This window comes from Streptomyces sp. NPDC003691, assembly GCF_053981115.1.
On record NZ_JBSFNQ010000026.1, the window covers coordinates 1 to 13,002 of the forward strand.

10 protein-coding genes are annotated in these 13,002 nt (G+C 74.0%); 4 read left to right on the forward strand and 6 right to left on the reverse strand.

What is annotated here, in order from left to right:
- Positions 1-131: 131 nt before the first annotated feature.
- Positions 132-1,802, reverse strand: a complete 1,671-nt coding sequence (locus ACWDR0_RS15075) for an MFS transporter (RefSeq protein WP_456352113.1) — start codon at positions 1,800-1,802, stop codon at positions 132-134.
- 245 nt (positions 1,803-2,047) lie between these two features.
- On the opposite strand from ACWDR0_RS15075, the gene ACWDR0_RS15080 reads away from it, so the two are divergent.
- Positions 2,048-2,827 (forward strand): TetR/AcrR family transcriptional regulator C-terminal domain-containing protein, encoded by a 780-nt coding sequence (locus ACWDR0_RS15080; RefSeq protein WP_456352114.1) that lies wholly within the window; start codon positions 2,048-2,050, stop codon positions 2,825-2,827.
- Positions 2,828-3,022: 195 nt separating this feature from the next.
- On the opposite strand, the gene ACWDR0_RS15085 is transcribed toward ACWDR0_RS15080, so the two are convergent.
- The gene (locus tag ACWDR0_RS15085) at positions 3,023-3,736 is read right to left on the reverse strand and encodes a rhodanese-like domain-containing protein (RefSeq protein WP_456352115.1); all 714 of its coding nucleotides are present in this window, start codon (positions 3,734-3,736) and stop codon (positions 3,023-3,025) included.
- A gap of 86 nt (positions 3,737-3,822) precedes the next feature.
- Between ACWDR0_RS15085 and ACWDR0_RS15090 the strand changes: the two genes are divergently transcribed.
- A complete protein-coding gene (locus tag ACWDR0_RS15090; RefSeq protein ID WP_456352116.1) occupies positions 3,823-4,116 on the forward strand; it encodes a metal-sensitive transcriptional regulator in 294 nt (97 codons plus the stop codon).
- Between the two features lie 123 nt (positions 4,117-4,239).
- Here ACWDR0_RS15090 and ACWDR0_RS15095 read toward each other — a convergent pair whose 3' ends face one another.
- From ACWDR0_RS15095 to ACWDR0_RS15105, 3 genes are all read right to left on the reverse strand, one after another.
- On the reverse strand, positions 4,240-5,037 hold the full coding sequence (locus ACWDR0_RS15095) for a TSUP family transporter (RefSeq protein ID WP_456352117.1): 798 nt from the start codon (positions 5,035-5,037) through the stop codon (positions 4,240-4,242).
- Positions 5,034-6,581 (reverse strand): MBL fold metallo-hydrolase, encoded by a 1,548-nt coding sequence (locus ACWDR0_RS15100; protein ID WP_456352118.1) that lies wholly within the window; start codon positions 6,579-6,581, stop codon positions 5,034-5,036. Before ACWDR0_RS15100 ends, ACWDR0_RS15095 begins: the two co-directional genes overlap by 4 nt.
- A gap of 270 nt (positions 6,582-6,851) precedes the next feature.
- The gene (locus tag ACWDR0_RS15105) at positions 6,852-7,676 is read right to left on the reverse strand and encodes a class I SAM-dependent methyltransferase (RefSeq protein ID WP_456352119.1); all 825 of its coding nucleotides are present in this window, start codon (positions 7,674-7,676) and stop codon (positions 6,852-6,854) included.
- 354 nt (positions 7,677-8,030) lie between these two features.
- On the opposite strand from ACWDR0_RS15105, the gene ACWDR0_RS15110 reads away from it, so the two are divergent.
- Positions 8,031-9,221, forward strand: coding sequence for a DUF418 domain-containing protein (locus tag ACWDR0_RS15110; RefSeq protein ID WP_456352120.1), 1,191 nt, complete (start codon positions 8,031-8,033; stop codon positions 9,219-9,221).
- A gap of 39 nt (positions 9,222-9,260) precedes the next feature.
- On the opposite strand, the gene ACWDR0_RS15115 is transcribed toward ACWDR0_RS15110, so the two are convergent.
- Positions 9,261-10,451: a LuxR C-terminal-related transcriptional regulator gene (locus ACWDR0_RS15115; RefSeq protein ID WP_456352121.1), complete on the reverse strand. Its 1,191-nt coding sequence runs from the start codon at positions 10,449-10,451 to the stop codon at positions 9,261-9,263.
- Between the two features lie 192 nt (positions 10,452-10,643).
- On the opposite strand from ACWDR0_RS15115, the gene ACWDR0_RS15120 reads away from it, so the two are divergent.
- The gene (locus ACWDR0_RS15120; protein ID WP_456352122.1) at positions 10,644-12,998 is read left to right on the forward strand and encodes a glycosyl hydrolase family 18 protein; all 2,355 of its coding nucleotides are present in this window, start codon (positions 10,644-10,646) and stop codon (positions 12,996-12,998) included.
- Positions 12,999-13,002 lie beyond the last annotated feature (4 nt).

Consider the following 13,002-nt stretch of genomic DNA (forward strand, 5'->3'; position numbering starts at 1 on the left):
GTGTGGGGGGGGGGGGGGGGGGGGGGGGGGTGGGGGGGGGGGGGGGGGCCCCCCCGGGGGGGGGGGGGGGGGGGGCGGGGGGGGGGGCCCCCCCCCCGGCCCCGTACCGCCTTGCGGGCGGGTGGCCCGGCTCAGTGCGCGGCGGACTTCTGCGGCTCGGCGGCGGCGGCGGTCGGCTCCCCGGCCGCCCCTCCGTTCTCGGCCGCTCCTCCGTTCACGGCCGCCCCGCCCTTCACGGCCGCCCCGCCCTTCACGGTCTCCCGGCCCTGGAGCAGCAGCCCGGCCAGGACCGCCGCGACCACCACTCCGGCACCGCCCGCCACAAAGCTGTTCGACATGGCCTGGGTGAAGGCGTCCCGTGCGGCGTCCGCCAGATGGGGCAGCTTCAGCGCCACCGCCACCGACTCCTTCGCGGCCTCCGGGGCCTCTCCCGGCAGTTCGTTCCGGTACGTGCCGGAGAGCACCGCGCCGAGGATCGCGACACCGAGGGCCGCACCCGCCTGCTGGATGGTGTCGTTGAGGGCCGAGCCGACCCCGGCGTGCTCCTCCGGGACGGCGCCCATCAGCGCGGCGATCGCGGCGGGCATCGCCAGTCCGCCACCGGCGCCCATCAGCAGCATGGCCACCGACAGCAGACCCCAGCCGTCGCCCTCGGAGAGGGTGGCCAGCGCGCCGAACCCGGCCGCGATGGTGAGGAGTCCGGCGACGGCCATCACCCGGTTGCCGGTCCGCGGGAGGAGAGCGGCGCCGATGCCGTTGAAGGCGATGACGGCGACGGCCATCGGCGCGAAGGCGAGGCCGGTCTCGGTGGCGCTGTAGCCGAGGACGAACTGGAGGTACTGGGTCAGCACCAGCATCAGACCGCCGTTGGCGAAGGTCAGCAGGACGAGCGAGAAGCTGGCGCCGGTGAAGACCTTGTTGCGGAACAGCTCGACCGGGACCATCGGCGAGTCGGTCCGGGCCTCCCAGACGGCGAAGGCGACCAGGGAGACGGCGGCGGCGATGGCGGCGGTCAGCGTGACGGGGTCGCCCAGACCGGTCTTGGGCGCCTCGATGATCGTCCAGACCAGGGCGGTCATACCGGTCATGGAGAGGACCATGCCGGGGAAGTCCGGCTTGCGCCACGGGCCCTTGGACTCGGGCATCAGCAGCAGCGCGGAACCGATGGCGAGCGCGGCGATCGGCACGTTGATCAGGAAGACGGCACCCCACCAGAAGTCGGAGATCAGCGCGCCGCCGAGGACCGGGCCGCCGACCAGGCCGACCATCGCGACCGCGGACCAGGCGGCGATCGCCTTCGGGCGCTCGTCCTCGTCGAAGACGGTGATCAGGATGGAGAGCGTGCTCGGCATGACCAGCGCGCCGCCGATGCCCATCAGCGTCCGGGCGGCGATCAGCGTCTCGGGGCTGCCCGCATAGGTCGCGACCAGTGAGGCGGCGCCGAAGAGCGCAAGCCCGAGGATCATCACCTTCCGCCTGCCGAACCGGTCGGAGAGGCTTCCGGCGGTGAGCAGCAGCCCGGCGAAGACGAGGATGTACGACTCGATGATCCACTGAACGTCGGTGGTGCCGGCCCCGAGGTCGTCGGTGATCGCGGGGACCGCCACCGTCAGCACCATGTTGTCGATCACCAGGACCAGGGTGCTCAGGCAGAGCACGACCAGGATCCACCAGCGCCGGGGGTTGCGGGCGGGCGCCCCGGATCCGGCCTCGGACCCGTACCCGGTACCGGCCTCGGACCCGTGCCCGGGGGCGTTCCCCGTCCCGGTTCCCTTGTCGCTTCCATGCGGCTCGCGCTCCATGGTTCCCCTCCGAAAGGTCGTGTCGTACGGCGTTCTGCACGCTCCGAACGCTCTGCCGTACGGCGTGCGTCCTGCCGAACACTGTACGGAGGCCGCACAGTGTTCGCAACCACGTACGGCGTTCGGAATCTGCGTTAGGGTGGGGACGAACCGGGCAACGGCGCAAGGGGATTGCCGGGAGATCCGGGAGATGCCGTGAGATGCCGCGGGCCGCCGCGGGCCGCCGCGGGAGAGGAGCCGGAGAGATGACGGTCGAGGAAGGCACCACCGCAGCCGCGGGAGCGCAGGGGCGGGCGGCGGACGAGGGATTCCCCTCCGTCTGGACCCGCCCGCAGCGGCGCAGGCGGGAACAGCCCGCGCTGAGCAGGGAGCACATCGTCGCCGAGGCGCTGGCGCTGCTGGACGGCGAGGGCCTGGAGGCCCTGAGCATGCGGAAGCTGGGCGCCCGGCTGAAGGCGGGCGCCACCTCCCTGTACTCGCACGTCGCGAACAAGGAAGAGCTGATCGAACTCGTCGTCGACGAGGTCTTCGGCGAAATCGAGGTCCCCGAGCCGGCCGGGCCGGACGAGTGGCGGTCCGCGCTGGAGTCCTTCGCGCACGACTTCCGGGCGACGATCCTGCGGCACCCGTGGATGGCGTCGGTGCTGGGCGAGGTCGGGATGTCGTACCTCGGGCCGAACATGATGCGGCTCTCGGACCGGATGCTCGGCATCTTCGAGGCCGCGGGCGAGGAGGACGCCGAGACGGCGGACGTGCTCGGCAGCACGCTCATCGCGTTCGTCCTCGGCACCGCGCTCACCGAGGCGGCCTATCTCACCACCCTGGCCCGCAGCGGCCGGACCGAGGAGGAGTGGGTGGCGAGCATCTGGCCCGCGGCGGTGGCGGCGGCGGAGCCGTTCCCCCGGCTGCGGAAGCGGTACGCGGACCTGGCCTCGGCGGAGGGGCCGAGCACCCGCGGATCGGCGTTCGACCAGGGGCTGGCCTGTGTGATCGACGGCATCGCGGCCCGGCTGCGGGGCGGGTGAACCGGCTGCCGGGCGGGGGTGGGGCGGGTGAACCCGGCGGCCGGGCTTCGGGGCGGGTGCGCCCTGCGGCCCGGCCGCGGGGGCCGGGCCGGGGGCGTGGCCGGGGGCGCGGTCAGGGCGTGGGCGGGCCTCCCCGGCCGGGCTCCCGGACCCGCCGCGGCCGCCCCCGCATGAACCGGCCTACCGTGATCCGGCCTACCGCCGGTCCGCGGCCGCCCCGGTGGCGTCGCCGGTGCCGGTGCCGGAACCGGAACCGGTCGCGGCCCGGGCTCCGGCCCCGGCTTCGGGACCGGCCGGTCGCAGCCGCGCCAGCGCCGTCTCCAGATCGGCGCGCGCGGGCCGGTTGTGCGGCAGCTTCGCCAGCATCGCGGCCATCCCGCAGGTGTCCGTGAGGGCCGAGAAGACCAGCCCGCCCGCGATGCCCCCGGACAGCAGCAGCCAGGCCGGGTGCAGTACGGCCCCGAGGACCGTACCCAGCAGAACAAGGACACCCGCCGTGAACCGGACCTGGCGCTCCATCGCCCAGCCCCCCTTCGGTACGGCGCAGGCGCCCGGTCCCCCGGCCGTGGGCCGCTCCAGGGGGTGGCCCTGCCGTTCCCACGCCCGGGTGCCGCCTTCGAGGCTCGCCGCCCGCACGCCCTGCCCGGCCAGCAGGGCGCAGGCGCTGCCCGACCGCGCACCCGACGCGCAGACGACCAGCACCTCCCCGCGCCCGGCGGCCCCGGCTATCTCGGGGAGCGCCTGCCGCACCCGGTCGAGCGGGATGTTGACGGCGCCCGGGACATGCCCGGACGCGTACTCGCCCGGTGTCCGGACGTCGATGACGGTCAGCGATGCCAGGCGGGGCCGGACGTCGTCGGGGCCGCGCAGTTCGTAGGCGGGGTTCTCGGAGTGGGTGTTCCGGTGCATCGGTGATGCCTCCTTCGGGGGGCGAAGGGGGTAAATTACCCCCAGGGGTATATGGGTGGGTGGGGTACGGGAGAGGAGTGGATGTCGTGGAGTTGGATCTTGCGGCCGCCGAGATGAAGGCCGTGCTGAACCGGCTGCGCCGGGCCCAGGGTCAGATCGCCGGGGTGATCCGGATGATCGAGGAGGGCCGGGACTGCGAGGAGGTCGTGACCCAGCTCGCCGCCGCGTCCCGGGCCCTCGACCGGGCCGGTTTCGCGATCATCGCCTCGGGCCTCCAGCAGTGCCTGACCGGTCCGGACGCGGACGGCGAGGGCGGACTCAAAGAGGACCCGGAGAAGATGCGGGCCAGGCTGGAGAAGCTCTTCCTGTCGCTGGCGTGAGCGGGGCGGGCGCGGGCCCACGGATACGGGACTTCGGATACGGGACCGGGGATACGAGCCCGGGCGGCCGAGCCCGGGCGGCCGAGCCTGCGGAAACGGCCCCGGCCCGTGTCCGTGTCCGCGTCACACCGCCCCCGCCGCGTCGGCCGCCATCGCCACCGCGACCGCGACCAGTGACCAGGCGAAGACCTTCCGCAGCGTCCCGGACGAAACCCGGTCCGCGAGGCGTTTGCCGTCCCGCGCGCCCAGTACCGCCGCGCCCGCGAAGGGCGCGATCAGGCCCCACTCCAGCCCCTGGGCGGTGCCCGAGCGGGTCGCCAGCGCGGCTACCGCGTTGACGCCGATCACCAGCAGCCCGGTGCCGACGGCCGCGCGCATCCCGAGGCCGAGGGTCCTGTTCAGGGCCGGTACGACGAGGAAGCCGCCGCCCACCCCGAGGACACCGGTCAGCGCGCCGAGCCCGGCCCCCGTACCGGCCGCCGCGCCCGCCCCCCGCGGGCCCGCCCCGCTCCCGGCTCGGGAGCCGGAGCCAGGGTCGGGGCCGCCGCCGGAACCGGGACCGCCGGACCGGAGCATGCCCACTGCCACGACCGCGGCGATGACCGCGAACGCGCCGGTCAGCACCGCATCGGGCAGTTTCGCCGCCGCCGCTCCCCCGAGGGCCGCGGGCACCACCCCGGCAGCCGCGAAGAGGGCACCCGTACGCCACCGGACATGTCCGTCGCGGGCATGCGCGTACAGCGCGGAGGCCGAGGTGAGCGCGACGATCACCAGGCTCGCGGTGGTCGCCGCGGCCGTGTCGAAACCGAGGAGGTAGATCAGCGCGGGGACGGCGAGCACGCTGCCGCCCCCGCCGAGCGCGCCCAGGGCGATCCCCACGACCGCGCCCGCGACGAGCGCGAGCAGCACGGCGCCGCTCATGCGCCGGAGGAACAGGCGCCGGGAGAACCGGCACCGGGGGCGGCGGCGCAAGTACCGGGAGAGGCGCCGGGCCCGGCCGTTTCCGTACCGTCCACGCCGTCCGTGCTGCCCGTACCGTCCGCGGCCGTGTCGCCGGGTCCGTCCCCGGCCGGGACCCCGGCCGGGTCGCCGCCCCTGACCGGCAGCCCCGCCGCCCGCGCCGAGGCGAATCCGTCGTCCACGGCCACCACCTCGCGCCCCGCCGCGTCCAGCAGGGACGCGCCGATCGCGGCCCGCAGCCCGCCCGCGCAGTGCACCCAGACGGTCCCGGGCGGTATCTCGCCGAGCCGCGATCGCAGTTCGTGCAGCGGTACGCCGACGGAGCCCGCTATCCAGCCCTGGCCGGCGCGCTCCGAGGCCCGGCGCACATCCACCACGACCACAGGACGGCCGACGTCGCCGGCCGCGGCCGCCGCCAGATCGGCGAAGGCCGCGCGGCGGAAGGTACGGGCCCGGTCGCCGTCCCGCAGCCAGTCCCCGACCTCGCCGGTCGCCGCCGCGGCGGGCCGGTCGATCCCGACCCGGACCAGCTCGCGCTGGGCCGCGGCCAGCTGCCCGGGGGACTCGGCGAGCAGCGTGACCGGCCTGCCCCACGGCACCAGCCAGGCGAGATACGTCGCGAGCTGTCCGTCCGCCTCGACGTTGACCGTGCCCGCGACATGCCCGGCGGCGTACGCCACCCGGCTGCGCAGGTCGACCACCCACTCCCCTTCAGCGAGCCGCTCCGCGATCTCCGCGGCGTCGGCGAGGGCGGGCGGGGTGAGATCGACGGGCGCGGGGCCGCGGGCGTTCAGCGGGCCCATGTGGACGTAGTAGGCGGGGATGTCGTCGAGGGAGGCGAGGAGCCCGGCGACGAAAGCGTCGGCGTCCTGGAGCAGCGCGCCGTTGCTGCGCCGTTCGGCCCCGATGGTGCTGCCGGCCGTACCGGCGGCGCCGGGGCCCGAGGAGCAGAAGCTGCCGAAGCCGTGGGTGGGCAGCACGGCGGTGGAGTCGGGCAGTTCCCCGGCGAGCCGGTGCGCGGAGGCGTGCTGGGCACGGGCGAGGTCCTCGGTGAGCCGGGGTTCGACCAGGTCGGGGCGGCCGACGGTGCCGATCAGCAGCGATCCGCCGGTGAAGGCGGCCACGGGTGTGCCCGCCTCCTCCAGGACATAGGCGGTGTGGTGCGGGGTGTGCCCGGGGGTGGCGACGGCACGCAGTACGAGGTCCGTGTCGATGTCCGCGCGGTCACCGTCGGCGACGGGCACCCGGGTGTACGAGACCCGGGCCCCGGCCGGTACATGGTAGGCCGCGCCGCTCAGCCGGGCCAGCTCCAGACCGCCGGTCACGTAGTCGTTGTGGACGTGCGTCTCGACGACGTGCGCGATGCGCACGCCCCGCCGGGCGGCGAGGTCGAGGACACGGTCGATGTCCCGGGGCGGATCGACGACGACGGCGGTACGGGCGCCGCCCGCGAGATAGCCGCGGTTGCCGAGCCCGGGCACGTCGATGGTGTCGATGAAAAACACGGTGGGTCCCTTCGCTCTGATTACCCCCCGGGGTATACGAAGGACCGTACCAAATTACCCCGGGGGGTATACAAGCGGGTGTGAAGGACCTCATGCCGGGCCCGGCGGGGAGGGACGGGCGGGAGGGGAGGAGCGGGAGCGCGGGAACACGAGAGCGGGCCCGGCAGGGCGGGGCAAGGCAGAGCGCGGGACAGCAGAGGCAGGGGGCAGGCGATACGGGTACGGACACGGCCAGGGGCCCGGGTGGCGGGTGGCGGCACGGACCCGGATTCAGCCCTGCCGTACCCCCGTGACCAGGTACGAGACAAACTCCACCTGCGCCGACCCGTCCCCCGTCGTCCACGGCGCCAGCAGCTCGCGGACCCGGTCCGCCGTACGGCCGAGGTTCTCGGGGTCGGCCTCGACGAGCGCCTGTCCCCAGGGGGTCACGGTCAGAAAGCCGGGGACGAACGCGGTCAGCGGCGGCAGGCCGATATCGGCGACGACCTCGTGCGCGGTGACCTCGGCCAGCCCCGCGTCCCGCAGCAGGCCTGTCAGCTCGTCGGCACCGCAACTGAACGCGGAGGCGTACCAGTCGGTGATCCCGGGGCCGCCGATCTCCTCGAAGGCCCGCTGCTGTGCGGCGAAGAGGGGCGACCGGTCGAGGGGCGCCCAGACCGTGGCGGCGAACCGGCCGCCGCCGGGGCGGGTGACCCGGACGGCCTCGGCGATCGCGGCGGCCCGGTCGGGGAAGAACTGCACGCCCTGCTGGCAGACGACGGCGTCGAAGGTCCCGCTCGCATAGGGGAGATCGCCCGCCTCCGCCTCCTGCCACTCGATGACGAGACCTTCGGCGGCGGCGCGGTCGGCGGCGGTCTCCAGCATGCCGGGGACCAGGTCGACACCGACGGTCCGGGCATTGGTGCCCGCCGTCCGCGCGGCGGCGGTCCGGGCGACGAAGCCCGTCCCGCAGGCGATGTCGAGCAGCGCGCCGCCGGGCACCGGCGCGACCGCGTCGAGCAGAGCGGCGACGAAGGGCGCCATGACGGGCGCGGCGTAACGCTCGTACCGCTCGGGAGCGCGGTCGGTGAGGCGGAAGCCCCGTACGTCTCCCATAGGTCGACCATAGGTTCGTCCGGGCGGCGGCGCACATCGGGTACGGAGGAGCCACCGCGGGGCGAGCACACCGCGGTACGGATGCACAGCGGCCCGTACACACCGGCCGTACAGCGCACAGGCGGTACAGCGGGCAGCGCCCGGCGTCCGGCGGTACGGCGTCCGGCGGTACGGCGTCCGGCGGTACGGCGTCCGTTGCCCCGAACAACCTTCTCCGGCAGCCCCATTGTGCCCCCGGCCGGAAATCGACGGGCCTCTCTACCCGCGGGAGGAGCCCCGCTACATCCTTCGGTGCAGCCCGCTTTCGTCTTCCGCTACGACGATCCGGCCCGGGGCCGCCGGGACCATGAATACGTGACCACTCAGACCCTGCCCCACTCGCCCCGCGCGGCCGGAACAGCCGCCGCCGGGAGCCGGCTTCCGCTGCTCGACGTCCTGCGCGGCGCGGCGATCCTCGGCACCCTGATGACCAATGTGTGGATCTTCGCCGCGCCGGGTTCGGAGTGGGGCGTACTGACGGGCGCAACGGGCGCTCCCTCCTTCGACTCCTTCCCGCACGCGGTCGAGACCGTCATGCGGCTGCTGGCGAACGGCAAGTTCCTGGCGCTGCTGACCGTGCTGTTCGGGGTCGGCCTTGCCATCCAGTACGCCTCCGCCGAGCGGCGGGGCCAACCGTGGCCCGGGCGTTACCGGTGGCGGGCGCTCTTCCTGTTCTTCGAGGGGACCGTCCACTTCGTCCTGGTCTTCGCCTGGGACGTGCTGATGGGGTACGCCGTCACCGCGCTGCTCGTCGCCCGGCTGCTGACCCGGTCGATACGGGCGCAGAACCGGGTGATGTGGTGGCTCGGCGGTTTCCATCTGACGCTGATGCTCGTGGCCACCGCCTTCGTCATGGCGGACACCGGCAGCGGCAGCCAGCCCGCGCTCGAAGACGATGTACGGGACGTGTACGCGCACGGCAGCTGGGGCGAGCAGATCGTCTTCCGGCTGGAGAACGCCCTGGCCCTGCGGATGGAGCCGATCCTCACCTTCCCGCTGCTGGTGTTCCTGTTTCTGCTGGGTGTACGGCTCTTCCGGGCGGGCGCGTTCGGCGGTGACGAGACGGGCCGGCGGATCCGGGGCCGGCTGCTGACCTGGGGACTGGGCCTCGGCCTGCCGATCAGCGTGCTCTCCTCCGTCGCGGGCTCCGATCTCTTCCTGCTGGACCGTTACGTGGGCGGCCCGCTGACGGCGCTGGGCTACATCGGACTGATCGGGCTGCTGCTGGACCGCGTCCGCCGCCCGGGCCCCCTGCTGAACGGTCTGACCTCCGTCGGCCGTACGGCCCTCTCCGGCTATGTCCTCCAGAACGTGCTCTGCATGCTGGCCGCGTACGGAATCGGCCTCGGCCTCACGGAACGCCTCGGCGACGACTGGCACCCGTGGTGGGTGATCGCCCTCTGGACGGCGGTCTGCGCGATCCTGATGATCGGCTCCTCCCTCTGGCTCCGCCGCTTCTCGCACGGCCCGCTGGAGCAGGTCCAGCGGTGGGCACTGCGCCGCTGACGGCCCCGGGACGCCGGGCCCCGGAAGCCACCGGGGTCCTCAGCGGCCGGGTCCGCCCCGGTCCACCTCCGCGTCTCCGTCCCGGTCCCCGCCCCCGCCCCCGCCCTGATCCGTGCCGCCGCGCCGGTCCCCGCCCCCACCCTGATCCGCGCCCCCACCCTGATCCGCGCCTCCGGGCCGGGCCGGGGCGGCCGCGTCCCGGGTCAGCTGGGCCGCCCGCAGCCCGGCCTGGAGCCGGGTCCGCGCCCCCAGGACGTTCATGATCCGGCGCATCCGGCGCTCCACCGTGCGCTGCGCCACCCCCAGCCGGCGGGCGATCGCCCGGTCCGTCAGACCGGACGCGGACAGGGCCAGCAAGCGGCCGTCCTCGCCGGAGAGGCCGTATCCGTCCCCGGCCGCCGGGACCAGGGGTACGGCCCGCTCCCAGAGCAGTTCGCCGAGCGCCAGCACCCCGTCCAGCAGCCCCGACGGCCGGAGGACCAGCGCGGTGGCGCCGTCCCGTACCAGCGCCGTCGTACCGTCCACCGCCAGCAGCACCAGCGGCACCTCGGCCAGTACCCGGCTCCGCTCCCCCAGTGCCTCGCCCGCCTCCCGGGCCGCGGCCAGCCGTTCCGGCGAGTCCAGCCACCGGTGGTCGTAGACCGCCCGCCGCCGGACCGCCCGCACCGCGCCGGGCGCCGCCGCGGCCGGGGGCGCCCCCAGCACCAGCACCTCCCGGCGGGCCGCGCCCTGGAGCCGGGCGGCGAACCGGTCGGCCGCCTCCGGGCCGCCCGCGAGGGTCTCCACCACCGGCCGCCCGCCCGACCGGAACCCGTCGGTCAGGGCGGCGGCGACCAGCCTGGCGCGTTCGATCTCCTCCCGCCGCCGCAGGGCCAGCGCCTCCAGGGCGGGGCCGGGCGGGGCCGGACAGTACCGCGCGGGGCGGCCCGGCAGCCGGACCAGCAGCCCCCGGCCCTCCAGCGTCAGGGCCCGGCGGCGTACCCGGTCCCGGTCCCAGCCGGTGGCGGCGGCCAACTGGGCGACCGTCGCCCCGGGGAAGGCCAGCGCCGCGCGGTAGAGAGTCTCCTCGGCCGCGGGAACACCGAGCGCGCCGAGCCCGCGGACCGCCCCCGCCCGGGGCTCCCGCTCACCACCCGCGCCCGCCGCCGCACCCGCGCCCGCACCGGGCTCCCGCTCACCGCCCCCGCCCGTCCCGGCACCGGGCCGCCGCCGCTCACCCGCCCCCGCCATCGCGCCTCCTCCGCGCCGGTACGCACGGAAAGGTACAGACCACTTGGCGCCGCCACTACCCATCGGCGGCGGAATGCCGACAGTGACGGAAAGCCGCCGCTCCCGGGCAGTTCCGCACTGGTCCAGACCAAGTAGTTTGAGGGGTTGATCGTCCTGAGCACGGCCATGCACCCCCTTACCCCAGGGAGAGCCATGTTCATGAAAATCCGCAGATCCCCCCACCAACCCCCCCACCCACGCCCCCGCAGAACGAAGCACCCCCACCGGACCCTCCGCAACCGCTTCGCGGCGCTCCTCGCCGCCCTGGTCCTGCCCCTCGCCGGGCTCACCGGCCTCTCCGCCTCCCCCGCGCAGGCCGCCGGGACCCTCACCGCCACCTTCACCACCGAGAACAACGGCTCCTGGTGGCGCGGCATCTACACCATCCGCAACAGCGGCACCACGGCGGTCAACGGCTGGACCCTCCAGTTCGACCTGCCCGCCGGGGTCACCGTCACCGGCCACTACCACGGCGACGCCACCGTCAGCGGCAACCGCGTCACCGTGAAGAACGCCCACTACAACGCCACCGTCCCGGCCGGCGGCACCACCAACCCCTGGAGCTACTGGTTCATCGGCAACGGGCCCGTCGGCACGCCCACCGGCTGCACGGTCAACGGCGACAAGTGCGACGGCACCCCCGACGTACCGCCGACCGCGCCCGGCGCGCCGACCGTCACCACGGTCACCGCCCGGACCATGACGCTCGCCTGGCCCGCGTCCGCCCAGGGCGACTACCCGGTCGCCTCGTACGACGTCTTCGTCAGCGGTGTCCTCAAGGAGAACACCACCACGACCAGCGCCACCGTCGGCGGGCTGATGCCGAACACCGAGTACGTCGTCACCGTGCGGGCGAAGGACACCCGCGGCAACAACGGTCCGCTCGGTCCACCGCTCACCGTCCGTACGTACAACCCGGCGAACGATCCCGTGCCACCCACCGCGCCGGGCAATCTGCGCACCACCGCGAAGACCGCCACCACGGTGAACCTGGCCTGGAACCCGTCGACCGACAACGTCTCCGTCGCCGGGTACGACATCTACCGCGGCACCGGTACGACACCGGTCAAGACGGTCACCACCACCTCGGCCACCATCACCGGCCTGTCGCCCGCCACCGCGTACACCTTCACCGTGAAGGCGCGCGACCTGGCCGAGAACTCCTCCCCCGCCTCCAACACCCTCGCCGTCAGCACCGACGACGTCGCCGGGCCCGGCAACTACTACAAGGTCGGCTACTTCATCCAGTGGGGCCTCTACGGGCGCCAGTACTTCGTCAAGAACCTCGACACCTCCGGCGCCGCCGCCAAGCTGGACGTCGTCAACTACGCCTTCGAGAACATCGACCCGGTCAATCTGACCTGCCAGGCCGGGGTCACCAAGGGCATCTCCGGCAATCCGCAGGACCCGGACGAGGGCACCGGCGCCGGTGACGCCGACGCCGACTACGGACGGCCCTTCTCCGCCGCCCAGTCCGTGGACGGCGTCGCCGACGACGGCTGGGGCAAGCTCCGCGGCAACTTCAACCAGATCAAAAAGCTGAAGGCCAAGCACCCGCACCTCAAGTTCGTCGTCTCGCTCGGCGGCTGGACCTTCTCCAAGTTCTTCTCCGACGCCGCGGCCACCCCCGCGTCCCGCGAGAAGTTCGTCCGCTCCTGCGTGGACATCTGGATCAAGGGCAATCTGCCGGTCTACAACGGCGCGGGCGGCCCCGGCACCGGCCTCGGGGTCTTCGACGGCATCGACATCGACTGGGAGTGGCCCGGTGCCGAAGGACACGCGGGCAACCGCTGGGGCCCGCAGGACAAGGACAATCTGACGGCCCTGCTCGCCGAGTTCCGCAGGCAGCTCGACGCCCTCGGCGGCGAGCACAAGCTGCTGACCGCCTTCACTCCCGCCGACCCCGCGAAGATCGCGGCCGGCTGGGACCTCACGAAGATCTTCGACTATCTCGACTTCGCGAACGTCCAGGGGTACGACTTCCACGGCGCGGGCAGCGACAACTCGTGGGAGCCCAACCGCACCGGACACCAGGCGAACCTGTACCGGGACGCCCAGGACCCGTACCCCTTCGAATTCAGCATCGAGAAGGCCGTCCAGACCTATCTCGACGCCGGGGTCAACCCGCGGAAGCTGACCGTCGGCTTCCCGTTCTACGGCCGCGGCTGGAAGGACGTGGCGGCGGGCGCGGCGGGCGTCAACGGCGAGTGGCAGACCGCTAACGGCGCGGCACCCGGGCAGTTCCCCGAGGAAGCCGGTATCCGCGGCTACCAGAACATGATCACCAGCTATCCGAATATGACCGTGTACCACGACACCCAGTCCATCTCGACCTACGGATACACCGGCCCCGGCGGCACCTGGTGGAGCTTCGACGACGCCTGGTCCATCGGGAAGAAGGCCGAGTGGATCAAATCGAAGGGGCTGCTCGGCGGCATGATCTGGGAGATGTCCGGCGACACCCCGAACGGCGCGCTGATGAGCGCCCTGCACGCCGGACTGCCGTGATCCG

Coding starts and splice junctions, on each gene's coding strand:
- ACWDR0_RS15075 (WP_456352113.1), bottom strand. CDS start 1,802: ATGGAGCGCGAGCCGCATGGAAGCGACAAGGGAACCGGGACGGGGAAC.
- ACWDR0_RS15120 (WP_456352122.1), top strand. CDS start 10,644: ATGTTCATGAAAATCCGCAGATCCCCCCACCAACCCCCCCACCCACGC.
- ACWDR0_RS15105 (WP_456352119.1), bottom strand. CDS start 7,676: ATGGGAGACGTACGGGGCTTCCGCCTCACCGACCGCGCTCCCGAGCGG.
- ACWDR0_RS15095 (WP_456352117.1), bottom strand. CDS start 5,037: ATGAGCGGCGCCGTGCTGCTCGCGCTCGTCGCGGGCGCGGTCGTGGGG.
- ACWDR0_RS15115 (WP_456352121.1), bottom strand. CDS start 10,451: ATGGCGGGGGCGGGTGAGCGGCGGCGGCCCGGTGCCGGGACGGGCGGG.
- ACWDR0_RS15080 (WP_456352114.1), top strand. CDS start 2,048: ATGACGGTCGAGGAAGGCACCACCGCAGCCGCGGGAGCGCAGGGGCGG.
- ACWDR0_RS15085 (WP_456352115.1), bottom strand. CDS start 3,736: ATGCACCGGAACACCCACTCCGAGAACCCCGCCTACGAACTGCGCGGC.